A 26,655-nucleotide genomic window follows, 5' to 3' on the forward strand; every position below is an offset into this window, starting at 1 on the left:
GCAGTAAAGAAAGGTTTATAGTATGTGGAGTCATAATTAGTTGATGAGACTTGGGAGAAAACAGAAAATGTTACAAATTTATTTTATTAAATAGAAACCAAGGTCAAACTGTCTAGAAAGAAATAGTTGAATAAATACTAGCTTCAAATTATAATTACTAATATTCTTCATTTAGTTAAACAAACAAAATCTATTTGAAGATAAAAAATTGAATAGAGACAGACTTATAAAAAAATAAGCCTTGGATGATCAAAAGAGGTGGAGAGATGAAACAATTACTATTAAAGAGTAAGCGAGTGTTAAGCAATCACTTTGGATTTTTCGTGTTTGCCATTATTTTATTCTGGTTAAAAACATACGCAGCATATGTGACAGAATTTAATTTAGGGATATCCAACACAATCCAAAAGTTTTTACTGTTTTTCAACCCGTTAAGCTCAGCAGTTTTATTTTTAGGGCTCGCATTATTCGCAAAGGGGAAACGTGCTTACATTTGGTTAATTGTTATTAATTTGTTAATGTCTATACTGTTATACGCAAACGTAGTATATTATCGCTTTTTCAGTGACTTTATTACGTTCCCGACATTAACACAAACGAATAACTTTGGAGATTTAGGTGGTAGTATTTTTGCATTGCTACACGCATATGATCCACTATATTTCTTAGATACAATCATTTTAATCGTTTTAGTTGCAACAAAATTTGCAAATCCAAAACCAATTCGTGTTGCGAAACATAAAGTATCACTAGTATTTGTAGCAGGTATTTTATTATTCAGCATTAATTTAGGTCTTGCAGAATCCGATCGTCCTGAATTATTAACAAGAACATTTGACCGCAATTACATTGTGAAATATTTAGGGGCATACAACTATACGATTTATGATGGCATTCAAAGTGCGAAAGCATCAACAGAACGAGCGTTAGCTGATGGAGATAATATGACAGAGGTTAGAAATTATCTTGCATCAACATATGCAAGTCCTAATCCTGAGTACTTCGGTAAAGGAAAAGGAATGAACGTAATTTATATTCATTTAGAGTCATTCCAAAACTTTTTAATTGATTATAAATTAAACGGGCAAGAAGTTACACCGTTCTTAAATTCATTTACAAAAGATGCGAATACGCTATACTTTGATAACTTCTTCCATCAAACAGGACAAGGTAAAACATCTGATGCTGAGTTCATGCTAGAAAACTCAATGTATGGGTTACCGCAAGGATCTGTTTTTACAAATAAAGCTCATAACACGTATCAATCAGCACCAGCTATTTTAGGTCAACAAGGATACACATCAGCTGTATTCCACGGTAATTACAAAACGTTCTGGAACCGTGATGATATTTATAAATCATTTGGTTTCAATAAATTTTTTGATGCGTCATACTATGATATGAATGAAAAAGATGTAGTAAACTATGGATTAAAAGATAAACCGTTCTTTAACGAATCCATTCCGTTATTACAAACATTGAAACAACCGTTCTATACGAAGTTCATTACGTTATCGAACCATTTCCCTTATCCAATTGATAAAGAGGAAGCGACGATTGAACCAGCTAAAACAGGTGACTCTTCAGTAGATACGTATTTCCAAACAGCACGTTATTTAGATGAGTCTGTAAAAGGATTCTTGGATTACTTGAAACAATCTGGTTTATACGATAACTCAATTATCGTTATGTACGGTGATCATTACGGTATTTCAGATAACCATGGCGCAGCAATGTCTCAAGTAATGGGTAAAGAAATGAACTCATTTGAAAATGCACAACTGCAACGTGTGCCATTAATCATTCGTGTTCCAGGAATGAAGGGCGGCGTACAACATCAATACGGCGGAGAAATTGATATTCTGCCGACACTATTACACTTACTAGGTACAGATACGAAAAATTATGTCCAGTTCGGATCAGATTTATTATCACCAGAGCATAAACAAGTTGTTCCATTCCGTAACGGTAACTTCGTAAGTCCAACAGTTACTGCACTGAATGGAAAATACTATGATACAGCTACTGGTGAATCTGTAGAATTAACAGACGAAATAAAACAAAATGAACAAATGGTTCAAAAATCACTGAAATACTCTGACCAAGTCGTAAACGGTGACTTATTACGATTCTATACACCGGAAGGATTTACACCGGTCGATCGTTCGAAGTACAACTATAACCATCGTGATAAAAATAAAACTAAGGTAAAGACGACTGAAGACGGAGAAACGAAATAAATATTAAAAAGCGCTACTCATATGAGTAGCGCTTTTGTTTGTACATATAACGTTGTCATTATATTGAATTATCTTTCGTTTTTTGTTTCATCTTTCCAAAGAATACTACACCGGCAATGATAATAATGATAAATGCCCATTTTATGAAAGGATTACTTTCGAAAAATCCAGCGAACCATTTCTCATCTACAATCATTTTCGCGGCAGTATAAGCTAAAACAGCAGCTCCAATCGTAATGATGACAGGGAACCGGTCCACCCATTTTAAAATTAAGGTACTGCCCCATACTACTACTGGAATAGATACTAATAGTCCAATGATGACTAAAGAAAAATTGCCATGCGCAGCTCCTGCAACAGCAAGTACATTATCAATACCCATTAACGCATCAGCAATAATAATGGTTTTTATAGCAGACCAAAATCCTTCTTCTGCCTTAATATCATGATCTTTACCTTCAGCAATTAATTTGTAAGCGATCCATATAAGGAGTACACCACCAATTAGAAGTAGCCCTGGTATTTTTAATAACCAAACGACAACTAAAGTAGCGAGGGCTCTAATCGCGATTGCCCCGATAGTTCCCCAAATAATAACTTTCTTTTGCTGATCTTTCGGTAATCGCCTTGCTGCTAACCCAATTACAATGGCATTATCACCGGCTAACACTAAATCAATTACAATGATGGCAAGTAAGGCAGACAAATATTCGGTTGAAAGAAAATCCATATACACATCACTCCTTAAGAGTAATATGTGCTAAAGTGTTGATAATATAAAAAATAGGATTGAATTTGTATAATCAATCCATAATTTCTTACTGTATTTTGATATATATGTTTTAATTCCGTATAAGTCGCTTTTGCAATTTTTTTGCTTTTCGTTTCTTTTTCTTAATTTTCGATTCATCTTTTTGATACGGTTTTCTTTTCTATTATCCCAGTTATCACTTCTGATTTCATTAATAGATTTATCTTTCTTAACACGAAAACGTCTGACTTTTTTTACAAAGGAAAGGGGGATTTTGCCGATAACACCTTGTTTTTCTAATGAAGTCTCTTTACCTTTATACCAATCAGGATGAGATAATAAATAATCGAAGTCGAATATTAATCTGTACTCTTCATCCATAAAAGTAAACCAGTCTTCTAATGTTCGTTTATTTGTTTGATGAAAATACATAGAGCTAGCAGTCATGGCACAACACCAGTAACTAATATCACTCCATAGTACCCATTCATTCGGCACATCAAGTGTTGAAATTACCATTTTTGAATTTTCTCTACCCCAGGCTTTAGCATTTCAATCTGGATAATTATTTGCTTCCCAGACCCAAATAGGATAGTTACCTTCGTAGTGGGGTAATCTTTTTTTAGCTACACGTACCATCCAATCGTATGAATATATAAAATCGGGATTGATGTTTTCTTTACTTCCTTCTAAATAACCAAGTTTTTTAAATTGTTTCCATGCTGCTTCAGTTTGAACTGTATATACTATCATGTGACACCTACTTATTTAAAATAGCCTATAGTATAACATGACATGTTTTTAAGTTAAATTAATTTGATTCTTAATTTCTATGGATATAAAGGAAGGAGGAATTTGAATTGAATATACGAGAAGTAATACCCAAAAACGATAAAAAAAGACTCAATAACCTACTAGAGGAAATCAAGTCTTTTTCATTACATACGATTATCATGCCAGAAGTTTAATGGGAAGTGTTCGTTCTCATTATAGGCTTCTAATTCATATCCTTTTTCTTTCAGTCCTTTTATAATTCCAGGTACTGCTTTAACGGATTGAGGATGAATGTCGTGCATAAGAATAACTTCTGTCGGTTTGTTAGCAACGTTTAGAACGTTTTCGACAATTTTAGCTGATGCAGCGTCAACAGGCATTTTGTTATATTTCCAGTCTAAAGAATCAATTGTCCAATCCCAAACTTTCAAGCCATTTTCAACAACTTTGTTACGAAGAGCTTCATTTAATCCTGGCATTGAGCCGTAAGATGGACGAGTCAATACTGGCGATTTACCTAGAACGCCAGCGATTAAGCCTTGGTCTTCCTTCATTTCATCTACGTAATGACCTTCTGTGTAAAGTTTCTTGTAGTTATGAGTCATACTGTGCATCCCAACGTAGTGGCCTTCAGCATCTTCACGTTTTACAAGATTAGGGAATGCTTTTACGTTTGAACCAATTAGGAAAAATGTTGCTTTTGCATTTTCTCTCTTTAACATATCTAAAAGCTCAGCTGTGTATTTTCCAGGACCATCATCAAATGTTAAATAAGCTACTTTTCTAACTTGCCCATTATATTGTTTTGGAGCTTCTTTCGGTGCAAGAGATGATTGAATTTCACTTACAAGTTGAACAGATTTTGCTTCATCCTCTGTACTTGCTAGAGCAGTATGTGCTGATCCTAAAGCCGCTTCGTATGTAAATAATACCCCCGCGCAAATCAACATAGCCCTTTTCACTAAAGTTGTCATTCGAATTCCATTGTGCATAATTTTCCTTCTCTCTATAAAAGTTCTACTCTACTATATTAGCAATTATAGGTAGGTAAATGCAAAAAAACTTTTTTACAAGTGCAAAAAAGTTTGTCCAAAAGTATGCAAGATTTGAAAGGAAAGACACTTTTAAAAAAGGAACAAAAAAAAGGATAGTTTTAATCTTTAATTGGAACACTACAACGGAAATTAATTTTAGGAGGTGCTTTAATTGAATTATAAAAAAATGTTTTCAATATTAATGACAAGCATATTTACAGTAGGATTATTAATTGGCTGTAATCCAGCTCCAAAAGACGAAAAGGAGCCAGATCCAACGGAGGAACCTTCTGAACAAAGACAGGAGGAAAAAAATGAAAAACAAGATCCTTCTATGGAAAAGAATAATGAATTAAACAAAAAAGATGAACAAGAACCAGATCCAACGGAAGAGCCTTCTGAGGAACAAAAGAAGAAAAAAGAAAATGAGTAGTTGTAGTTTAGTGAAAAATGTAGCGTGATTTTGTAACAAAAAATTTTGAAAAAGATACAAACCACTTTTCTTATATAGGAAGGAAAGTGGTTTGTATAATATTGTATATGACTTTAAGCATTTCATGTATATAACTTTTGCTTTAAAGTTATTTTCTAATTAATGTCTTTTAACATATATATTGCTCTTTAAATGAAGATTGGCCGCGTATTAATCCTTCTTTGTAAATTTTTCAAGCATTAAAGTTAATTAATCCCTTAATTTTAGCAATAAATTTTTTGTTGATACTGCTTGCTATAGCAAATACTTCGTACAGACCAATAGCATCTAATGCAGTAATTCCATCATAAAGCATAATAACGATTTCTATTAGAATCTCTCCTTAAATTAAACCTACTATCTCCCTGATGTGTATTAGTTGATATTGTTGTGTTAAGGTTTTGACAAAAACTATTAATAGATTATTTTATTTCATTATGATTAACTTTTTAATTTAATGATTAAAGAGTTAAAAGGAAGGAGACTAATCGTACTTTCGTATGATTTGATTTATATAATTCATTTCATAGTTTGGTGGAAGATGCGAGTAAGGCTGTACAAAGATCTGCTGATCGGTATATAAAAGCCCTGCAAGGATAACTTTTTCATATGTAATAAAATTAACTATAGAAATATTTATTTTAACTTAATATTTCTATAGTTAATTTTATGTGGATTTAATACTAAAGTCCTACTATTTATAAATTAATAGGTCTTTCAACATAGGCAGCTCTCACTCTAATGAGGGATGTTAAAGGAAATATATGTAACCTATAATGATTACTATAAAGCTTTGGAAAATGAAAAGGAGGAGATTTGCATGAAGAATTGGGTTCAATTTAGAATGGCAAGACCAACAGATAAATTTGAAGAAGTTATAAGTTTTTATGAGACGGGGTTAGGGTTAAAGCGTATAGGAGAATTTCACAATCATGAAGGATATGATGGGGTTATGTTTGGATTACCGGATGCCAAGTATCATTTGGAGTTTACAACGCATGTTAATGGAAGTCCATGTCCGGCACCGACAAAAGATAATTTACTAGTTTTTTATATGCCTAATAAAGATGAAATTGAAAAAATAGTGAATCGATTAAGTAAAATGGGCTATCATGAGGTAGAACCAGAAAATCCGTATTGGATAGAGAAAGGGACCACAATAGAGGATCCAGATGGTTGGAGAATTGTGCTTATGAACGCATTTGAATAAAGAAGCTCTTTTTGTATGAAATAGCACGTTTTTATAATGAAACTGGTATAAAAATAGGAACGTCTGCGGCAGCGAATTTATTAGCTACTAAACAAATCGGAAAAGAAAAAGGTGCGAATTTTAATGTAGTTACAGTTTTTACGGACGCAGTGTCTATAGAAGAGTGGTCAGATATAAAGAGCTTACAACAAATATAGAGAAAATCGAATGAATAAAAGTTCTTTCATATTCTATTTCTTATACTTTGGGAAATTGATGAAATGAAAACCTGTATATGTAAAATGTACAGGTTTTTCGTGGTTGTTTTAGTTATCTGTAGAAATTTCAAAATTTCACATACCGTATTTTAAAAAAAATATAGGAAAACCAAAAAGTAATGTAGAATATATCGTACATACATATATGAAGTCAACATAAAAGATAAAGAGGTGGGCATATGTTACTTGAAGAAGTAATGCAGCAACTAGAGAAATATGGAACAGAACAAAATCGTAAAACATATAAAAACCACGGAGCGAAAGAGCCACTATTCGGAGTTAGTTTTGCCAATTTAAAATTGTTAAAAAAGAAGATAAAAAAAGATCATGATTTAGCAATTTCATTATGGAAAACAAAAAATATGGATGCAATGACTTTAGCAACAATGATTTTAGAACCAAAGCAAGTTACGACAGAACAGCTAAACAAATGGGTACAGGGAGTTGATTATTATTGTTTAATGGACGTTTTGATGACGGCTATTTGTACGTCGCCAATCGCGATAGAAAGAATGGAAGAATGGACAAAGTCTGATGATGAATGGATTGGAAGAGCAGGATGGTCTCTATTAGCAAATATAGCGATTAAAAATAAAACGTTACATGATGAATTCTTCACTCCGTATCTAGAAGAGATTAAAGCAAATATACATAATGAAAAAAATAGAAAAAAAGAAGCGATGAATAGTGCTTTAATCGCGATAGGAATTCGTAATGAAGACTTAGAGAGAAAAGCGATTGAAATTGCACGTGAAATTGGGAAAGTACAAGTTGATCACGGGGCAACGTCATGCAAAACACCAGACGCAGAACCGTATATACAAAAGGCGAGAGAAAGAGCTGAAAAAAAGAAAGTGAAATAAGAAAAGGGGAACGGTTATGAAACCAATGGAAGCAGCACAAAGCATAATTACATCACAATTTCCGAATTGTGATGTAGCTTTACTGGGAGGAAGCGTTGTAAGAGGAGAAGCGACAAAAACATCTGATCTGGACATTGTTATAGTTGATCAAAATTTACCGTCTTGTTATAGAGAATCTTTCTATAGTAATGGATGGCCTGTTGAAGTGTTTGTACATAATTTTGAAACGTGTAAAACTTTTTTTAAAATGGATTGTGACCGAGGGAGACCTTCGTTACCACAATTAGTTTCAGAGGGGATTGTATTAAAAGGAGAAAATGAAATTGTTGAGAAATTAAAAAGAGAAGCAAATGATTTACTAAATAAAGGGCCAGCTAAATGGACTGAAGAAATGATGAAGCAAAAACGGTATTTTATTACGGATACTTTGGACGATTTTATTGGTGCATCAAAAAGGGAAGAAGAATTGTTTATCGCGAATTTATTAGCTGATTTATTACATGAATATATATTAAGAGTAAATGGGAAATGGCTTGGAAGTTCAAAATGGTTTATAAGGGTACTTAGAAAATATGATGAACATTACGCAGATCAATTTGTAGAGGCGTTCGATCATTTTTATACAACGGATCAGAAAAGAAACTTAATTACTTTTGTAGAAAAAACGCTAGAACAGTATGGAGGAAGAATGTTCGAAGGGTTTTCTATAGGAAAATAAAAAGGGGATAGCATAATGAATGTACCAATCGTTCAATTAAGAGAACTGACACTAGATGATGTAGAAGAGCGATATCAATGGTCATTAGATAAAGAAGTGACAAATCATTTAGTTGTACCGGATCAATATCCACCGTTCACTCGTGAAGATACGAAAAAGTGGATTGAAGCATGTATAAATCGAAAAAATGGTTATGAACAAAGAGCTATCACTACAGAAAACGGCATACATATTGGATGGGTAGATCTTAAAAACTTTGATAAAATAAATAAAAATGCAGAACTGGGAATCGCGATTGGTAATAAAGAGTATTGGGGTAAAGGGTATGGAATCGCAGCCCTATATAGAATGTTACATGTGGGATTCTTTGAATTTGAATTAGAGAAAGTTTGGCTACGTGTAGATGAAGATAATTTTCAAGCTAGAAAGAGTTATGAAAAGGCTAGTTTTGTTTGTGAAGGACTAATGAGGAATGATCGATTACGTCAAGGGAAGTTCATTCATCGTTATCGTTATAGTATGTTAAGAGAAGAATACGAATCTTTAAATGGTAGTTTATAAAAATATTATGTTAACTTAAAGGGGCTGGAGAAATATGATTCGATTACTTACGAAAGAAGATGCGAAAAAATATTGGGACTTACGTTTACAAGCATTACAAGTAAACCCAGAGGCATTTGTAACAACTTATGAAGAGGCGATTCGCCAGGAAAATCCTATTAAACGAGTGGAAGGTAATTTAACAGCTACTACTAGTTGTACATTTGGTGCTTTTAATGAGGATCATCAATTAGTTGGAGTTGTCACTTTACTAACTGAAGAAAAAGAGGCGTATAAACATAAAGGTCATATCGTTGCGATGTATGTAGATGCAGGTAATCGAAGAAGTGGCCTTGCACGTGAGTTAATACGTAAGGCAATTGGAAAAGCAAGAGAAAAGAACTTGGAACAATTGACATTAGGTGTTGTGTCCACAAACGAGCCAGCAAAAAAATTGTATGAATCAATGGGCTTTAAAACGTATGGAATTGAAAAGAGAGCTATAAAGATGAATGGTGTGTATAGTGATGATGAACATATGGTCTTGTTCTTTTAATAGAGGGAGTTTAGTATGAAAGATCTCCATTTAGAAAAAAATATGAACCCGCAAGTAGCGATTTTGTATGCGACGGTTACTGATACATTTAAACGACTGCAAAAGTTAGTAGAAGGTACTGATGAGAAAGAACTGTCCTTCAAAGGGGCAGAAAATAATGAAAATAGCATCGGACAACTACTTCAACATTTGGCAGTGGTTGATTTGAACTGGGTGTATCGCTTAAAAGGAGAAGCAGTTCCCCTCGCGCTTGAAAATAAATACGGAACTATGTTAAATGATGTAGGAGAACTACCAAGTTTAAGAAAACAGACGTTGCAACAATTAATGCAAGATTATGAAGCAGTGCAACATATGCTTTATGTGGAATGCATGAAACTAACAGAAAATGATTTAACACGAGAAGTTTTTTATGAGAAGGGAGAAACTGCGACTATAAGGTGGGGAATATGGCATATAGCCGATCATAATCGGTACCATCAAGCTCATATTAGTCAGTTAAGAAAACTATATAGAGCTAGAATAGATGCGAGATAAAGATTTCGAATTTTAATTATATTTAATTTGTTGTATAGTATAAGAAGAAACTAAACAAGGGGTTTTATAATGAAAGCTATTGCAGTAGGGATATTGGCATCATTTTTCTTTGCCTTTACCTTTGTTTTAAACCGGGCGATGGACTTAGAAGGTGGAAGCTGGATTTGGAGTGCTTCATTACGGTACTACTTTATGGTTCCGATGCTTGTACTTATTGTCATGTATAGAGGGAACTTAAAGCAACTCTTTCAATATATGAAAAATAATCCGAAAGAATGGTTAGTGTGGAGTATCGTTGGATTTGGTCTCTTCTATGCACCACTTAGTTTTGCCGGAGCTTTTGGACCTGGTTGGCTTGTTGCATCAACTTGGCAAATTACGATTGTCGCAGGAATTTTGTTAACACCATTTTTTGCAGTAGATCCATTACATAAAAAACTTCCAATGAAGGAATTAGTTATGTCTGGGGTTATTTTATGCGGTGTTGTACTCATGCAAGTAGAACATGCTTCTTCATTAGGAATTCGAGAAACCGTTTTATGTGTAGTTCCTGTACTCATTGCAGCGTTTGCGTATCCTCTTGGAAATCGAAAAATGATGCAAGTTTGTAAAGGTGAATTAGACGTATTCCAGCGAGTTCTCGGTATGACATTAGCAAGTTTACCATTTTGGTTTTTACTATCTGGTTATGAAGTATCAACAGGCGGATTACCGTCAAGTAGCCAAGTTTTCCAATGTTTTATTGTAGCAGTTAGTTCTGGTTTAATCGCGACAGTACTATTCTTCTTTGCGACAGATCTTGTAAAAGATGATCCACAAAAACTAGCAACAGTAGAAGCAACACAGTCCGGTGAAGTTTTATTTGCGCTAGTAGGAGAGCTTATCTTACTATCTGCGCCAATTCCGTTATCTTTATCTTGGATCGGAATGAGTCTTGTTATTGTCGGAATGATACTACATAGTTATGTAGCGGTCGTTGTGAAAAAAGAAGAAAAAATAACAGCGTAATGAGATTAGCTCTTTATAGATAGAGCTAGTCTTTTTTCATGGAAAGGGATGTAGAAATGAATTTGCAACGCGTGGAACAAATTAAGAAAAATCCAATTTTAAATGTGTTACAGTATGCAGTCGGGCCAAGTGAAACTAGCTTAAAGAAAGCAGTTTTATATTATGAGAGTAATAAAGGGACTTTGTACAGATATGAAGAAGAGGCTTGTATAGGTATTGAAATAATCAGAGCAAATAAAGCGAGAATATGTCATATAGCAGTCGCTCCACAATATCGTCATAAAGGAATTGCGTTGCAAATGATAAAAGAAGTAGTAAAAATGCTTCAATTAACTTATATAGAAGCAGAGACAGACAATGAGGCAGTAGAATTTTATGAAAAAATTGGTTTTCAGGTTAAAAGTTTAGGAGAAAGATATCCCGGGATTGAAAGATTTCATGTGTATTTTAAAAATAAAACATATTAAAATCATCTTAGAATATAATATCCGGAATAGGATTTGAAGAAATAGTTCGTTTTATATGTATCCCGCTATTTGTGGACAGTAAAACTCCCACCTCAAAATTCGGCTGGAGTAAGGAAGCTAGGTGGAAGCCCTGAAGCTCGTAAAAGCCCGATTGGTACGGAATAATAATTAGTGGGTGATGAACGAAACCGCCACTGCTTAACGTTTCACTTTATTTGTTTTAATTTTAATAGCAACTAGTTATTAGTTTTTGACAAAAATGTAAGAAAGGTCGGAATGGTTAGTTGATGCTAAGGAAGGAAGTAAAATATGAGTAAGTCAATAAATAATGTAACAATTGAGAAGAAGCGTGCAGTCTCTTTAGATTTAGCAAGAGGTACTATGTTACTATTAATCGTACTTGCCCATGCACCGCTTTACTTGTATGCTGCAGATCCTGGAATTATGCATAGGGTGGAAAGCGGAAGTTTCTTTGATCAAATTGTAAACCTTTTTGGTATATTCATAATTGATAACCGTGCAAGAGCGATGTTTGCCGTATTATTAGGCTACGGTTTGGTTCTAGCACTTGAAGGGCAGATATCAAAAGGGAAAAATGAAAATCATGCTGTAAAAATAGTAAGAAGACGCTCTTGGTATTTAATACTGTTTGGGGTTGTGTTAGCAGTCTTAATTGGAGGGCAAGATATTCTTATGGCCTATGGTGTAGCGGGGCTTCTTGTTAGCCCGCTATTAAAGTGTAAAATGAAAACATTAATTCGAACATTTACGATTATCACTATATTGTATATCATTTTTATTCCAATAATATGGGGATTTAATATGCAAGCAATAGGCGATTACGGTTTTTCACCAGATGTTTCAGCAAAAGACACGTATCTAAGTACTACAATGTTGCGATTACTTTTCTTTCCTGTTATACCTGTTCTCGTTCATTTTATGTTCCCGATTCTTCCTTCGGTAATTCTTGGTTTGTGGATTGCTAGATATCAGTTATTAATAAAACCAGAGCAAAATTTGAAAAAATTATATTATGTAACAATTATAGGATTAGCAATTTCCTTAATAGGTGCTTTGCCTCTATCTTTTATAGGGACTTTATGGTATCCAAGTGTATTTACAGCTGGAATGATAAATGGAATCCATATTTTAACTGGAATTGTTGGAGGATTAGCATATGCAACAGGTTTCGGTATAATAGGGAGTAGATTGAAAAATCTAGGGTACTTTAGCCTTTTATTAATTGCTTTGGGAAAGCGCTCATTAACATTTTTTGTTTTGAATGAGGCACTGCTTGTTATACTTTTATCACCTGTAGCATTTGATTTAGGAGGGCATGTAAGTAACGCTCTTGCTGCATTGATAGCTATAAGTATTTGGATATTGTCCGTCATATTAGCCACAATAATGGAAAAAAACAATCTGAATGGACCATTAGAGATTTTATTGAGACGTTTAATATATAAAAATAAAACAATTGAAAGACGACCCGGGTATTAGGTCGTCTTTCAATTTATTATAGTCTATAAATAAAATTATAATCTAATGATAGTTTGTTTTTGTTCGTGGAATAAAAAGTATAAAAAGTATAAAAAGTATAAAAAGTATAAAAAGTATAAAAAGTATAAAAAGTATAAAAAGTATAAAAAGTATAAAAAGTATAAAAAGTATAAAAAGTATAAAAAGTATAAAATATGCAAATATGCATCTAAGGTATAGTTTGAAAAAAGTAAGATTTACATTATATAATAAAGGTATCTGGAAAAATATAGATAAAAGAAATTAGGTGTATAACACATGAGAATGGATAAAAGTAAATTTATAAAAATTGCTACTTCAATAGGGGTATCATCTTTTTTATTAACTGGATGTGGCGATTATGAAGAAGATACTGCTCAACAAGAAAGTACTGCTGTTAAAACGGATGGTGGAAAACAAGGAAATGAACAAGAAACTTTACATTGTGATGATAAAACTCCTACCAATGAAAATGTAGAAAATGGTGAATTATGCAAGGAAATTAATCCATCGTTTTCATCGTATAATGAAAACTCACATTTACCGATACTGCCATTCGTAGCGGGATATTTATTAGCAAGCAGAACTTCAAATATGAATTATTCAGCAAAACCCAATGTAATGAAGAAACCGTATGCAAATAATATTATTCCATATCGTGAAAAAGACCAAAGTAGAACTGGTGGCAGCGGTAGTGGTGGATACTACGGTGGAACTAACAGGAACAACAATAATTCTTCCAATAAAGTAGATTTAAACAAACAACAGCCCAATTCCTCAAATAAAGTGACGCCAGATACAAATACGCCGAAATCATCTACGACTCAAACGCCGAAAGTGAATTCAGGTTCAAGTGGAATTGGAAACGCAAAAGCGCCAGCCGGATCATAACACGAAAGGATAATAGGATCATGTATACAGAACAAGAGCAGAAAGAGTATATGAAAGTATGGTTTTCACTTGCGGAAGAGGCTGGTCGGAATGGTTTTACATGGCCGAGTCTATTAGAAAATGAAGAATGGAATCAATATATGGCAACAGGTATGTATCGTATGCAAGTAAAAACTTATACTGCTATTTCAAAAGCGACAGAGGAAGTTATGTACGTGTTATATAGAACGTATCAATATATTGTCAATACGACAGAAGATTTTCAAAAACTAGGATTTCCAGCTGAAACGTGGGAAATTGCGAGAATGAAACATACTGGTTTGTTTTCATATTTTACAAGGTTTGACTTTATCGTAAATGGTGAAGATATAAAGTTAATAGAAGTAAATTGTGACACACCAACAGGTTATTTAGAGCCGTCTGTCGCAAATGAAGTGTTATGCCGTTATCACGATGTGAATCACCCAAATCATATAGAAGAGCATATTGTGCAGGCGTGGGAACAAATTAAACATGACTATAATATCAGTCCTATAGAGACGATATATTTTACTAGTTATGATTGGCACGATGAAGATCATCAAACAGTTCAATTTTTAAGAAGCTATTGTTTAGATCAACCAACGGATTATATAGGTATACAAGATATCGTTGTTGCAGATGATGGTATATATACGCAAAATGGTGAACGAATTCATTATTTATATAGACTATATCCAATTGAATATTTAGTTTCAGATACCGATAAAAATGGGAAAAGAATTGGACTTCAGCTTTTAGATCATATGGCGCAAGGAAGAGTGGAAATTATTAATCCACCTGCTGCTTTTCTTATGCAAAATAAAAGTGTACTTGCATTAATTTGGCAACTTTACGAAGAAGGAGTCTTCTTTGAGGAAGAAGAGAGAAGAATCATTCAGAAATATTTCCTACCAACATATTTTACAAATAAACCGTTTATAGAACGAAATGAATCATATGTTTCTAAACCTTTATACGGCCGTGAAGGCGGAGGGGTATCTATATACGAAAATGATGAACTATTAGCTGAAGATAAAACGGAGTATTACTTTGAACAACGGAAAATATATCAGCAATACATAGAAATGCCTGACTATACAATTGACACATGGGATGGTCCGTATACTGGTAAACTATTAGTTGGTTCACACTGTATTAGCGGGAGAGCCGCAGGGTTATTTTTACGTGTAGGCGAGAAAATAACGGGAAACTTATCGATGTTTACAGGGGTTACAATTGAAGGGTAATTAAAACGGAAGAGCTTATCAGTTGTGATGGGATCTTTCGTTTATATATAGTGTTTGTATTGTTTTGACGTATCACTTTTATTTTTCTTCATACTGAAAAAACGTATGCAATTAAGCAAATTAGTTCAAATAGTAGAAAAGGGAATAAAGTTTTTTTTATTTATCTGCTATTGTTATTTGAGATCGATAAATTGTCATTTGATTATTATGCATGTGAATATATAACCTTTTTTTGTAGTGACAGAAATGATTAAGTTAAAAATTAAGAAAAATATGATAATATATGTATGTATTAGTTTTAAAAATGGGGGAACAATCGTGAAAATGAATGACATAGTGGCAAGTACACAATTGCCAAATACAATCAAAACAATTACAAATGATTTAAGAGAATTAGGGTTAGAAAAAGGAATGACGGTTATTGTGCATTCTTCGCTCAGTTCTATTGGCTGGGTATCTGGCGGAGCCGTTGCGGTAGTAGAGGCGTTAATGAAAGTTATTACGGAAGAGGGAACAATTATTATGCCAACTCAATCTTCGGATTTATCTGATCCGAAACATTGGTCAAGACCACCTGTACCTGAAGAATGGTGGCAAATTATTCGAGATAACGTCCCGGCGTTTGAGTCACATATAACACCAACAAGGGCAATGGGAAAAGTAGTTGAATGTTTTCGTACATATCCGAATGTAGTACGTAGCAACCATCCATTAGGAAGTTTTGCTGCATGGGGGAAACATGCGGAAGAAATAACGATGAATCAGTCGCTATCAATGAGTTTAGGAGAGGAATCTCCATTAAGAAAAATATACGATTTAGATGGATACATATTATTAATTGGTGTTGGATATGATTCCAATACGTCTGTACATTTATCTGAAGTACGTACTGGTGCATGTGAGTTAATAAAAGTAGGGGCACCAATTATAGAGAATGGTGCAAGAGTATGGAAAGAGTTTGTTGATATGGATTACGATTCTGATAAGTTTGTAGAAATCGGTGTAGAGTTTGAGCGAAAAGGAACTGTAACAAATGGAAAAATAGGAAATGCAACGTGCCGTCTTATGAAGCAACGAGATATAGTTGACTTTGGAACAGAATGGTTTCGTAAGAAAAATCAGTAAGGGATGGTTACAATGAAGGGGAAAAAGGTATTAATTACGAGTGGTGGTTGTTTAGAAAAATGGGACCAAGTGCGTGGTCATACGAATATGGCAAAAGGAACAATTGGTAGAATAATCGCTGAAGAGTTTATAAGTAAAGGAGCACATGTTATATATTTACACGGTTATTTCGCTGAGAAACCGAACGATGTAAACAATCAATTAGAATTACACCCATTTGAAGGAATTGTTGATTTACAAGATAAAATGAAAAGTATAATTACACATGAAAAAGTCGATGCGGTCATTATGGCAGCGGCTGGATCAGATTGGGTTGTAGACAAAATTTGTGATCAAGATGGTAATGTTCTTAATATGAATGGGAAAATTTCAAGTGATATAGCGCCAATTATTCATTTTCAAAAGGCTCCAAAAGTATTAAAGCAAATAAAAGAGTGGGATCCAGAAACCGTACTCGTTGGCTTTAAACTTGAAAGTGATGTAAATGAAGAAGAATTGTTTGAAAGAGCGAAAAATAGAATGAAAGAATCTAAGGCAAATGTAATGATTGCAAATTCACCACATTCTTTATATTCACGCGGAGCGGTGCACTACGTAATTGGACAGGACGGTAAAGGGAAGTTATGTAATGGGAAAGATGAAACGGCGAAAGAAATTGTCAAAAGGTTAGAAGTACTATGTAATCACATTACTGCTTTATAATTTTAAGTATTTGGATAAGAGTGAATCCGCATAGTATATATAGGTAAGCGAAACTTTAATTTATGGGAATTTTACTTTTACACAAATGTTAACCATTCAAGATGGATACATAAAATAATTGGTGAGGAGTGGATTCTATGGAACATTTATTAAAGCAAGCGATTAAACTAAGAAATGAAAAGAAATATGCGCAATCTAGAGAGATACTTATGGGGTTAACCAATTTTACGCGGGATGCAGAAGTGCTTTTTCAATGTGCCTGGATACATGATGTAATGGGACTTGAAACAGACGCTGTGCCGTATTATGAACAGGCAATTGCAAATGGTCTTGATGGGGAGTCACTTTGCGGTGCATATATCGGTCTTGGTAGTACATATCGTTGTATAGGTGAGTATGACAAAGCAATTACTGTTTTAGAAACAGGTTTGCAGCAGTTTCCGGATAATGCCGTGATGAAAGTATTTTTGTCATTAGCAAAATATAACGTTAACGATTATGAATCCGCGATGAAATTATTACTTGAAACGGTTATAAAAGTAGACGAAGTTAAAGAATTTGAACGTGCCATTACATTTTATAAAGATCATTTAAACGAGGTTTTTAAATAGAGGAGTGAACGTATGAATGACTCACTATCGCGAAGGCGAAAAGGTATTTGGGTTGGACTCGTATCTTTCATCTTGTTATCAAACTATTTATTGTATGCCCTTCCGATTGTACCAGCCGCTCCGAAAGAAGTAGTGCTTGGTTCTTTATTAGATTGTATGTTTGTAATTCCGGTTATTACATATTTCTTTATTATTCGAAAAGGATACTCGCTAACGTATATATTTCCTGTCGTAATAGCTGGATATATATTTGCGAGATTTATTATTCCAAGTGACTATTTACAAGCTTTTTCAAACGTTTCTTATATTATAGTTGCGGGAGAAATTGCTTTTGTAGGTCTAGAATTATTCCTTCTCTATAAAATCGTTAAAGTGCTTCCTGAAACAATCAAACGATATAAAGAATATAGAAGAGAATATTCTTCATTTTCTTATGCGATTGATGCAGCGTTTGATGCTACTATAAAAAGAAATAAATTAGTAGATATCATTGTAACAGAGTGTAAGTTAATCTATTATGCATTTTTATCGTGGCATATAAAAGTACCGGAAGGTGAATCCGTATACTCATATCACAAAAAGACAGGTGCAATAGGTGTATATATCATGATCATTCATGCGACCATAATAGAAAGTATTGGTTTTCATTATTTACTTCATCAATGGAATCCAGTAGTAGCATGGATTTTACTTATTTTAAACGCATACGCAATGTTTTATTTTTTAGCTGAAATACAAGCAATGCGTAAAAATCCAATTATTGTTACAGAAGAACGAGTAATCATTCAAATCGGATTAGGAAAGAAAATTGTTATACCATTTACACAAATTGATAAAATTGCGTTTTATAAAGGCAAACCTTTAAAGAAAGAAGAAGAGAAAGAGGTTCTTGACGCAACTGTGATGGAATTTATAAAGGAACCTCCAACATTTGAAATAACGCTAAAAGAGCCAGTGAAAGCACAATTGTTATATGGATTTTCTAAAACAGTAAGTCGTGTTCACTTAAATGTTGATGAGGAACGGAAGTTTTATGATGCGGTTATAGAGAAGTTGAAGCATGAATAATGCTACTAATTTTCATCGTGCGTTTGGTGTGTATGGCATTTGTATCGAAAACAATAATTTATTAGTAATTGATAAAATAAAAGGTCCATATAGAAATCGTAATGATCTACCTGGTGGTAGTTTAGAAGATGGAGAATCATTATTAGCTGGACTTCATAGAGAGATTAAAGAAGAGACTGGGCTAAATGTAACGGTAGTAAAACAAGTAGGTACAATTGATTTTCAATTTCCATCAAAATTTAAGGAGTACACACATGTACATCATATCGCAGTTTTTTACTTTGTAGAAAGGTGCGGAGGTGAATTCAAAGTACCGGAACAATTTGGAGAGCAAGATTCATTAGGAGCTAGATGGATTCCAATAGAAAGTATTACTGAAGATAATTCATCTCCTCTTGTATGTAGTGCTGTAGAGTGGTTAAAAGAATCTAAGTTTAGTTTAGAAGTAAAGGCTTACAAATCATGGGTTATAAAATAATAATAATAATAATAATACTGGAGTTCCTTCTAATTTAGAAGAGGCTTTTTTGTGAAGTAGAAAATGAGATTATATAAATATTAACTTAAAAAAATGAATGAATTGACTGAACGCTTTCTTAATGGAAATATAAAGGGATATAATGAAAGAACTAAAATAAAAGGGGAAATAAAAAATGAGTTGCTTACGTACGTCAGACATTGAAATTATTGAAAGGAAAATCCGATATGATGGTACAACTATAGATCATGCATGTTTACTAATAGAAGCGCAGCAGGACAAAATTATTTTATATCATGAAGTACAGTATTCTTTTACAATGGCAGCAAACGATAAGAAGTTAACAATCCCGAAAGGAAGTTATACAGTTGCATATTACTGGGGAAATCGTCCATATAATTTATACGTTTGGAGAGATCAGGATGGGAGGTATCTAGGTTCGTATTTTAATATTGTAAAGAATACATGTATAACGGATGAAGTGGTATCCTTTGAAGATTTAATCCTTGATATTATGATACTTCCAAGTGGAGAATTTTTTATATTGGATGAGGATGAATTACCTAAGTCGTTAGAACGATTTGAAGACGGGTATGTAGAAAAGGCTCTTCATACAGTCAAAAACACAATTCAAGAGTCACTTCCAAAAATCATTTCAGAAACTGCTACTCTTTATAAAAAAATAAATATCGTTCATTAAAACCTAGTTGACTCATCGGAAATATTTGTATAATATGTAGTTAATTCTATAACGTTTAGCTGATTGGAAAAACCAAAGGCATTTTATCTATTGATAAAATGCCTTTGGTTTTTTTATTATACAAATGCTGAATCTATTCATTTAAATGAATCATTTCAAGGAGGGGAAGAAGTGACTGTTTCAATTGATGGGGTATCAAAATATTTTTCGAAACAAACCGGTACGGTTCAAGTATTAGAAGATATTAATTTTCAATTAGAGAAAGGGGATTTTGTCACTGTAATTGGACCGAGTGGTTGTGGGAAAAGTACACTTTTGAAAATTGTTGCGGGATTAGATAACGAATTTGAAGGTGAAGTTATCATCGATGGAGAGAAAATTGTAAAACCGAGTAAGAAACAAGGTTTTATTTTTCAAGAACATCGTTTATTTCCGTGGTTAACAGTTGAAGAAAATATTGCTGCAGATTTGTCGTTAAAAGATAAGTATGTAAAAGACAAGGTAAAGGAATGGGTTGAAATCGTTCGATTAGATGGTTTTGAAAAATCATATCCGAAAGAAATTTCAGGCGGAATGTCACAACGTGTTGCGATTGCGAGGGCTTTATTAAGAGATCCGAATGTATTATTACTTGATGAACCATTTGGGGCACTGGATGCTTTTACTCGAAGTCATTTGCAAGAAGTGCTGCTGAACATTTGGGAACAAAAGAAAACGACAATGATATTTGTTACTCATGATATAGACGAGGCGATATATCTTTCAAACCGAATTATCATCATGAGTGCAAATCCTGGGAAAATACATAAAGTTATTGAAAATAGTTTACCTTATCCGCGAAATAAAACTTCTCAATCGTTCCAACAACTTCGAACGAAAGTGCTACATCAGTTTGAACACGGGGGACTGATTCAAACAAGTATATAGGAAAAGGGTGGATTATATATGTATAAAAAATGTAAGGTTCTTTCTTTTGCACTAGTTATATCTTTATTTTTATTGGGATGTGAAAAAAGCACTGCAAGTAGTAAGAAAGAAGAGGTCACAATACAAATTGGTATACAGCAAGGATTAAGCCCGCTCTTACTGGCACAGAAAAAAGGGTGGTTTGAAGAGGAGTTAAAAAAAGAAGGAGTTAAGGTGAAATGGACAGAGTTTCAAAGCGGACCTCCTTATTTTGAGGCAATCGCATCAAATCGGTTGGATTTTGGTGAAGTGGGGAACTCCCCAGTTATTTCAGCGCAAGCTGCAGGTATTGAATTTACTGAAATTGCCAATACAAGTTATGCGAGAAAAGGAACAGGGATTCTTGTACAAAAAGATAGCAAGATTATGAGTGTAAAAGATTTAAAAGGTAAAAAAATTGCAGTAGCAAAAGGAAGTAGCGCATTTAATTTATTATATCGAGCATTAGAAAAAGAAGGTATAAATGCGAAAGATGTAAATGTCATTCAACTGCAACCAGATGGAGCGCAGCCGGCATTTGAATCCGGATCAGTAGATGCATGGGCCATTTGGGATCCATTCATTTCACTACATACGTTAAATAAAGGGGCAAAGGTTATTGCAGATGGTGAACTATTAAATGTTTCTTCACCAGAGTTTTTAATTGCGAGAACAAAATTTGCGAAGGAACATCCAGAATTAGTTGAGAAATTCCTTAAAGTTTATGAAAAAGCACGTGTATGGCAAGAGTCAAACTTAGATGAAGCGATAAAAATATATACTTCTGCAAAGAAAATAGATGCCGAAATTGTAAAAGAAGTGTTTGATCACGACAAACCAATTTTAGTTCCGGTAACGAAAGAAATAATAGCCGAACAGCAAAAGACAGCGGATTTTCAATATAAGCTCGGCTCTATAAAGAAAGAAATCAAAACAGATAAAGTTGTAGATAATTCTTTCGTAGAAAAAGCATTAAAGGCGAAATGAAAAGAGGTTTTGTAAATTGGAGAATACGAAAGCTGTTATGAAAAGGGCGAGTATAACGATTGGAAAAAACAATGTAAAGAAAGTGCGAAAGACGAATGTAAAAGTGCTAGTAAGAGCGATTACTATACCGATTATCGTATTAATTATTTGGCAGTTAGCCGGCGTATTCGATTTAGTTTCTAAAACAGTTTTACCAACGCCATTAGATATATTACTAGCTTTTCAAGAACTTATTAAAACAGGAGAGTTATTCGGTCATTTAAGTATCAGTGTATTTAGGGCTGCGGCTGGTTTCTTTATCGGCGGGAGTTTAGGAATTATTTTAGGAACGATTGTTGGATTTTCAACGAGAAGTGAGCAATATTTAGATCCATCTGTACAAATGTTAAGAACTGTACCTCATTTAGCTCTTGCGCCACTTTTCGTATTATGGTTCGGTTTTGGAGAAACATCGAAAGTATTATTAATTGCGGACGGTGCATTTTTTCCTCTATACGTAAACGCGTTTTTAGGGATACGAGGTGTAGATTCAAAGTTATTCGATGTTGCCAGAGTGTTAGAGTTTAGTAAAAGAAAATTAATTACAAAATTAATTTTACCAGCAGCATTGCCGAACCTATTACTAGGAGCAAGATTATCATTAGGAGTTGCATGGGTGAGTTTAGTAGTAGCAGAACTTATGGGGTCTACAGAAGGTATCGGCTATATGATTATGGATGCAAGGCAATTTTCAAATACAGATATCGTATTTATCGGCATTATTATTTTTGCATTCGTTGGAAAGTTTTCTGATTCACTCGTACGTTTACTAGAAGTGAAGTTTTTAAGATGGCGAGATAATTTTAAAGGAGAGACAGGGAATTAACATATAAAGTGAAACTTTAATCAGTAGGGGACATCCCCCACTGATTATCAGTCCTCACCAATCGGGATCTTACTGCCCACAAATAGCGGGGGAAATTATTAGGGGTAATTTATATAGAGTATGTTAGTATACGTTTCAAAATAAATAAGGGGTGTGTAAAGATATGGAATTATTATGGTTTATTCCGGCTTATGGAGATGGTCGATATTTAGGAACGACAAAAAGAGGAAGAGCAGCTGAATATGGTTATTATAAGCAAGTTGCACAGGCAGCTGATTATTTAGGATATACTGGTGTATTACTTCCAACTGGTCAAGGTTGTGAAGATCCATGGGTGTTAGCATCAGCTCTTGCGGCTGAGACAGAGAAATTAAAATTTTTAGTAGCAGTTAGACCAGGGTTAATGTCACCGACAGTTGCAGCGAGGATGGCATCTACATTTGATAGAATTTCAGATGGGAGATTACTTATTAATGTAGTAGCTGGAGGAGATCCTGTTGAATTGCAAGGTGATGGATTGTATCTTGAACATGATGAAAGATATGAAGTTGCAGATGAATTTTTAAAGGTTTGGAAGTCAGTATTACAAGGTGAAACAATCTCTTTAGAAGGAAAACATATTAAAGTTACGGAGAGTAAAGTTGTATTTCCTCCGGTTCAAACACCGTATCCACCAATTTATTTTGGCGGATCGTCCGCTGCAGGTAAAGACGTTGCGGCTGAACATAGTGATGTATATTTAACTTGGGGAGAGCCACCAGAGCAAGTGAAAGAGAAAATAGATGAAGTAAAAAAACTTGCGGAAGAGAAGGGGCGTAACGTACGATTTGGTATTAGACTACACGTAATTGTAAGAGAGACAGAAGAAGAAGCATGGGAAGAGGCTGAAAGGTTAATTCAATATGTAGATAATGAAACAATTGAGATCGCTCAAAAAACATTTGCAAGATATGATTCAGTTGGACAAAAACGAATGACACATTTAAATAAAGGAACGAGAGAGTCGTTAGAGATAAGTCCTAACTTATGGGCTGGAATTGGGCTTGTAAGAGGTGGTGCTGGTACTGCGCTTGTTGGAGATCCGCATACAGTAGCAGAAAGAATAAAAGAATATGAAGCGTTAGGAATTGATACGTTTGTATTATCGGGATACCCCCATTTAGAAGAGGCATATGAAGTGGCAGAACTGTTATTTCCTTTATTGAAAGACGAGAAGAAACAAGAAAAAAAAATTGTTGGTGAAATGATAGCTGATGCATATGCATTAAAAAAATAGTGAGAAATAAAGTTGAACCAATCGGCCATTAACAGGCAGTTTCACCTATATTTTGCTTCATTTTGTTTACTGCCTGTTAATACGGGATAAAAAAACTCGCAAGCATTTCACTTGCGGGTTTTCGTCGTAAACTATTAGAAAATATGGTAAAATTAAATAGTAACTTAAGGTACGGTTGGTTGTTCAATTATCACTTCTCCAAATAGGAGGGGGGTGATAATACGTGAGTGAAATAGCGTTGCTACTGCAGGGTGGACTGTTTCTCGTTGCATTGTTAACGTTCGTCGTCGTTTTAATAGACAAGCTCAAAAAATAACAACCCACCTATGCCAATAGAATGTGGGTTGTTTTGTTTGTAAGAAACAAATAGGATAAATGAACAATCCAATCTGCTAAGTTACGTGGACTAGTGTGTAGCCGCACACTGGTCTTTTTTATTTATTTACAATTAATAATTGGTTTATGTGATTGTATTGTTCTTTTCATACTTATTATAACACAGTGTCTTTTCGTCAAGAAAGGAGACCGTATGTTCTGATTTCGATTAAATAGTAGGTTTTTTTTCTTTAAATAGCCCATCCATATACTGTTTTAAAGTTTGGACATAAAATTCCTGCCTATTTACATCATTTACGCCGACAATTGGAGATGAAAGTTCATATCTTTTTTCTGATAAATGAACGACAACGTCAAATATATCAAATAGACGAATGAAACAGAACAGGCCATCTTTATCACTTAATAAAATAAAGTAATGGTTCTCGCTATTTGTATTTAATGTATTCCATAAAGAACTTTTACTTAAATCGCGAACTATACTTTTTTCTTTTAATTCCATAAAATCGGCATTTGATAGAATGTTAGAAATAACAATCGCATCTGGATCTTCAAAATAGCCATCAACAGCTTGTACAGCGAAAGTATAAGCTGTTTTTAATACACTCATTTTGTATTTACGGTTATCTAAAAGTAATTCACGTTGAATAGAGCTAGCTACTTTCGTTACACGTTCTTCTTTCCAAATTTCATTATGTAGCGAAATATCGTGCTTTTTACATAGTTTCATAATTAATGCATTGGAATAAAGTATTTCATCACTTACTTCAACAACATCTGTCTCAGCAGCCGCAAGTTCCTCACCATGTTCATTCGTATAGAGCGGGGAATCAATTTGTTTTTTCATTTGCTCAATCTTAAATTGACTTAATTTATGCCGAATTAAGGGGCGATCAATATTTGTTGTCATTTGTTCATGGCAAGTATCACAAATTGAGTTTGTGAAATAATATCCACATAATATTTCGGGGATGACATATTGTTCACTAAGTTCTTTCGTATCTTTTCTGCATATGATGCATTGTGTCATTTTTATCACCTTTACCTGCAAATTTGTATGTAATCTCATTGTAGTGTATTTATTGGTATTTTGGAATATTGTAAAGGAAAATATTATGTGAAATTCTTGCTTATTTTGGTACAATGAAGAGAAGTGCTAGTTTAAAGGAGGACGTTTTTTTGAAATCGAAAGTGCACTTTTGGACATTAGAAGTGCTAATGGTTGTAGCGATCATATTTATTTGCACAAAAATATCGTTTCTATTTCAACCGATTGGTATCTTCATATCAACGTTGTTTTTCCCAATCTTAATCGCGTTATTTTTATACTTCATATTTAACCCATTGTTAGTCTTTTTGGAGAATAAAAAAGTACCTAGAAATTTAGCGATTTTACTGTTATATCTTTTTATTATAACATTAACTGCAGTTGGAGTTGGGGTAGTTGTTCCAACGATCTCGCAACAGTTAATGGATTTAGTAAAAAATATGCCCGGTTATATTAAAGAGGGAAAACTATACATACAAGATTTATCCCATCACAGATTATTTGAATGGTTATCTACACAAAACTACGTTTCCATTGAAACAATTGAGAAAAACGCTATTGAATACTTAAAGGATATACCAAACACGATTACGTCGAGTGCAACGGCTTTATTTGGTATTATCACAAACGTTGCATTAGTTATCTTCACAGTACCGTTTATTTTATTTTATATGTTTAAAGATGGACATGCGTTTCCAGGGAAAGCAGTTAGTCTATTACCTGAGTCTTACCGTGAAGAAGGACTTCGTATCATTAAGGAAACGAACGAAACATTATCTGCATATATTCAAGGGCAAGCGCTCGTTTGTATATTTGTAGGTGCTTTTACTTTTATCGGTTATTTAATTATCGATTTACCGTACGCTTTCGTTTTAGGAATTATAGCAGCATTTACAAATATCATTCCTAACTTAGGTCCATTTATCGGTGCAGCACCAGCTGTTATTGTAGGTCTGTTCGTATCTCCGATGCAAGCGTTGTACGTAATTATTATCGTAACAATTGTACAACAGTTTGAAAGTAACATCATTTCACCGCGTATTATGAGTTCAAAATTAAATATCCATCCGTTAACAATTATTATTTTAATTTTAGGGGTAGGTAACTTTGCGGGAATTATCGGAATGATTTTGGCAGTACCAGTTTATGCAGTAACAAAAACAGTTGTATCGAACTTAGTGAGATTGTTTAAGACGAAACGAAGTAATCGAAAATAGTATAAGTTGAGAAAGATACACCGCTTTTTAAGTGGTGTATCTTTTGTTTGTTAATCAATGTAAAAAAGTGTATGCATAAACTATTATTATATATTTATTACATATCAAATATAACGATAAACTTGTATGATATAGCCTCTATAAAACTATGTGGAATCCCTCTGAACTATCCAAATCATTTCCTTACAGCGTG

The 26,655-nt window shown here is 33.8% G+C and carries 28 protein-coding genes and 3 pseudogenes; 26 read left to right on the top strand and 5 right to left on the bottom strand.

Annotated elements, in window-relative coordinates; translation table 11 throughout:
• Positions 1–266: 266 nt before the first annotated feature.
• Complete coding sequence (gene ltaS / locus QCI46_RS12955; RefSeq protein ID WP_353840453.1) at positions 267–2,240, top strand: lipoteichoic acid synthase; 1,974 nt, start codon at positions 267–269, stop codon at positions 2,238–2,240.
• 58 nt (positions 2,241–2,298) lie between these two features.
• Here the strand turns inward: ltaS and QCI46_RS12960 are convergent, their stop codons facing one another.
• The 3 genes and pseudogenes from QCI46_RS12960 to QCI46_RS12970 form a co-directional block, all read right to left on the bottom strand.
• Positions 2,299–2,970 (bottom strand): TerC family protein, encoded by a 672-nt coding sequence (locus QCI46_RS12960; protein ID WP_088082048.1) that lies wholly within the window; start codon positions 2,968–2,970, stop codon positions 2,299–2,301.
• A 112-nt stretch (positions 2,971–3,082) separates the two neighbouring features.
• Positions 3,083–3,744, bottom strand: a pseudogene (locus QCI46_RS12965) (DUF3841 domain-containing protein).
• Positions 3,745–3,929: 185 nt separating this feature from the next.
• Complete coding sequence (locus QCI46_RS12970) at positions 3,930–4,757, bottom strand: peptidoglycan-N-acetylglucosamine deacetylase (protein ID WP_353840454.1); 828 nt, start codon at positions 4,755–4,757, stop codon at positions 3,930–3,932.
• A 214-nt stretch (positions 4,758–4,971) separates the two neighbouring features.
• Here QCI46_RS12970 and QCI46_RS12975 point away from each other — a divergent pair, with 214 nt between their 5' ends.
• Positions 4,972–5,232, top strand: a complete 261-nt coding sequence (locus tag QCI46_RS12975) for a hypothetical protein (protein WP_353840455.1) — start codon at positions 4,972–4,974, stop codon at positions 5,230–5,232.
• Positions 5,233–5,467: 235 nt separating this feature from the next.
• Here QCI46_RS12975 and QCI46_RS12980 read toward each other — a convergent pair.
• Positions 5,468–5,602, bottom strand: a pseudogene (locus QCI46_RS12980) (DJ-1/PfpI family protein); the annotation flags it as partial.
• Between the two features lie 489 nt (positions 5,603–6,091).
• Between QCI46_RS12980 and QCI46_RS12985 the strand changes: the two are divergent.
• The 23 genes and pseudogenes from QCI46_RS12985 to QCI46_RS13095 all read left to right on the top strand — a co-directional run bounded on the left by QCI46_RS12985 (position 6,092) and on the right by QCI46_RS13095 (position 24,177).
• The gene (locus QCI46_RS12985) at positions 6,092–6,481 is read left to right on the top strand and encodes a VOC family protein (protein ID WP_098189752.1); all 390 of its coding nucleotides are present in this window, start codon (positions 6,092–6,094) and stop codon (positions 6,479–6,481) included.
• Between the two features lie 11 nt (positions 6,482–6,492).
• Positions 6,493–6,678 (top strand): annotated as a pseudogene (locus tag QCI46_RS12990) (cysteine synthase family protein); the annotation flags it as partial.
• A 239-nt stretch (positions 6,679–6,917) separates the two neighbouring features.
• Positions 6,918–7,601: a DNA alkylation repair protein gene (locus QCI46_RS12995; protein ID WP_353840456.1), complete on the top strand. Its 684-nt coding sequence runs from the start codon at positions 6,918–6,920 to the stop codon at positions 7,599–7,601.
• Between the two features lie 16 nt (positions 7,602–7,617).
• Positions 7,618–8,319, top strand: a complete 702-nt coding sequence (locus tag QCI46_RS13000; protein WP_353840457.1) for a nucleotidyltransferase domain-containing protein — start codon at positions 7,618–7,620, stop codon at positions 8,317–8,319.
• 15 nt (positions 8,320–8,334) lie between these two features.
• Entirely contained in the window at positions 8,335–8,880 is a 546-nt protein-coding gene (locus tag QCI46_RS13005; RefSeq protein ID WP_353840458.1) for a GNAT family N-acetyltransferase, read from the top strand.
• A 34-nt stretch (positions 8,881–8,914) separates the two neighbouring features.
• Positions 8,915–9,415 (top strand): GNAT family N-acetyltransferase, encoded by a 501-nt coding sequence (locus tag QCI46_RS13010; protein WP_353840459.1) that lies wholly within the window; start codon positions 8,915–8,917, stop codon positions 9,413–9,415.
• A gap of 15 nt (positions 9,416–9,430) precedes the next feature.
• Positions 9,431–9,952, top strand: coding sequence for a DinB family protein (locus tag QCI46_RS13015; RefSeq protein ID WP_353840460.1), 522 nt, complete (start codon positions 9,431–9,433; stop codon positions 9,950–9,952).
• 69 nt (positions 9,953–10,021) lie between these two features.
• Positions 10,022–10,960 carry a DMT family transporter gene (locus QCI46_RS13020; RefSeq protein ID WP_353840461.1) on the top strand — a complete coding sequence of 313 codons (939 nt, stop codon included), beginning with the start codon at positions 10,022–10,024 and terminating at the stop codon, positions 10,958–10,960.
• A gap of 56 nt (positions 10,961–11,016) precedes the next feature.
• The gene (locus QCI46_RS13025; protein WP_353840462.1) at positions 11,017–11,427 is read left to right on the top strand and encodes a GNAT family N-acetyltransferase; all 411 of its coding nucleotides are present in this window, start codon (positions 11,017–11,019) and stop codon (positions 11,425–11,427) included.
• Positions 11,428–11,736: 309 nt separating this feature from the next.
• The gene (locus tag QCI46_RS13030) at positions 11,737–12,927 is read left to right on the top strand and encodes a DUF418 domain-containing protein (RefSeq protein ID WP_353840463.1); all 1,191 of its coding nucleotides are present in this window, start codon (positions 11,737–11,739) and stop codon (positions 12,925–12,927) included.
• Between the two features lie 297 nt (positions 12,928–13,224).
• Positions 13,225–13,836: a hypothetical protein gene (locus QCI46_RS13035; RefSeq protein WP_353840464.1), complete on the top strand. Its 612-nt coding sequence runs from the start codon at positions 13,225–13,227 to the stop codon at positions 13,834–13,836.
• 20 nt (positions 13,837–13,856) lie between these two features.
• Positions 13,857–15,104, top strand: a complete 1,248-nt coding sequence (locus QCI46_RS13040) for a glutathionylspermidine synthase family protein (RefSeq protein WP_353840465.1) — start codon at positions 13,857–13,859, stop codon at positions 15,102–15,104.
• A gap of 324 nt (positions 15,105–15,428) precedes the next feature.
• A complete protein-coding gene (aacC, locus tag QCI46_RS13045; protein ID WP_353841869.1) occupies positions 15,429–16,229 on the top strand; it encodes a BA2930 family N-acetyltransferase in 801 nt (266 codons plus the stop codon).
• A 12-nt stretch (positions 16,230–16,241) separates the two neighbouring features.
• Complete coding sequence (locus QCI46_RS13050) at positions 16,242–16,931, top strand: phosphopantothenoylcysteine decarboxylase domain-containing protein (RefSeq protein ID WP_048566190.1); 690 nt, start codon at positions 16,242–16,244, stop codon at positions 16,929–16,931.
• A gap of 137 nt (positions 16,932–17,068) precedes the next feature.
• Complete coding sequence (locus QCI46_RS13055; protein WP_141545766.1) at positions 17,069–17,542, top strand: tetratricopeptide repeat protein; 474 nt, start codon at positions 17,069–17,071, stop codon at positions 17,540–17,542.
• Between the two features lie 12 nt (positions 17,543–17,554).
• Positions 17,555–18,610, top strand: coding sequence for a hypothetical protein (locus QCI46_RS13060; protein WP_353840466.1), 1,056 nt, complete (start codon positions 17,555–17,557; stop codon positions 18,608–18,610).
• Positions 18,603–19,088, top strand: a complete 486-nt coding sequence (locus QCI46_RS13065) for an NUDIX hydrolase (protein ID WP_098201490.1) — start codon at positions 18,603–18,605, stop codon at positions 19,086–19,088. The genes QCI46_RS13060 and QCI46_RS13065 overlap by 8 nt, the downstream gene beginning before the upstream one ends.
• 175 nt (positions 19,089–19,263) lie before the next feature.
• On the top strand, positions 19,264–19,788 hold the full coding sequence (locus QCI46_RS13070; protein ID WP_353840467.1) for a DUF402 domain-containing protein: 525 nt from the start codon (positions 19,264–19,266) through the stop codon (positions 19,786–19,788).
• 171 nt (positions 19,789–19,959) lie between these two features.
• Positions 19,960–20,715 carry an ABC transporter ATP-binding protein gene (locus tag QCI46_RS13075; protein WP_353840468.1) on the top strand — a complete coding sequence of 252 codons (756 nt, stop codon included), beginning with the start codon at positions 19,960–19,962 and terminating at the stop codon, positions 20,713–20,715.
• 18 nt (positions 20,716–20,733) lie between these two features.
• Positions 20,734–21,720 carry an aliphatic sulfonate ABC transporter substrate-binding protein gene (locus tag QCI46_RS13080; protein WP_353840469.1) on the top strand — a complete coding sequence of 329 codons (987 nt, stop codon included), beginning with the start codon at positions 20,734–20,736 and terminating at the stop codon, positions 21,718–21,720.
• Between the two features lie 16 nt (positions 21,721–21,736).
• Entirely contained in the window at positions 21,737–22,585 is an 849-nt protein-coding gene (locus QCI46_RS13085; RefSeq protein ID WP_353840470.1) for an ABC transporter permease, read from the top strand.
• A gap of 163 nt (positions 22,586–22,748) precedes the next feature.
• Positions 22,749–23,861, top strand: coding sequence for an FMNH2-dependent alkanesulfonate monooxygenase (gene ssuD / locus QCI46_RS13090; RefSeq protein WP_353840471.1), 1,113 nt, complete (start codon positions 22,749–22,751; stop codon positions 23,859–23,861).
• A gap of 223 nt (positions 23,862–24,084) precedes the next feature.
• A complete protein-coding gene (locus QCI46_RS13095; RefSeq protein WP_001289320.1) occupies positions 24,085–24,177 on the top strand; it encodes a putative holin-like toxin in 93 nt (30 codons plus the stop codon).
• A gap of 228 nt (positions 24,178–24,405) precedes the next feature.
• Here QCI46_RS13095 and QCI46_RS13100 read toward each other — a convergent pair whose 3' ends face one another.
• Complete coding sequence (locus QCI46_RS13100; RefSeq protein ID WP_000189705.1) at positions 24,406–25,227, bottom strand: HNH endonuclease; 822 nt, start codon at positions 25,225–25,227, stop codon at positions 24,406–24,408.
• A gap of 149 nt (positions 25,228–25,376) precedes the next feature.
• Here QCI46_RS13100 and QCI46_RS13105 point away from each other — a divergent pair, with 149 nt between their 5' ends.
• Positions 25,377–26,462: an AI-2E family transporter gene (locus QCI46_RS13105; RefSeq protein ID WP_000837880.1), complete on the top strand. Its 1,086-nt coding sequence runs from the start codon at positions 25,377–25,379 to the stop codon at positions 26,460–26,462.
• The last annotated feature ends 193 nt before the right edge of the window (positions 26,463–26,655 follow it).

This window comes from Bacillus cereus group sp. RP32 (genome assembly GCF_040459735.1).
Lineage (GTDB): Bacteria > Bacillota > Bacilli > Bacillales > Bacillaceae_G > Bacillus_A > Bacillus_A wiedmannii.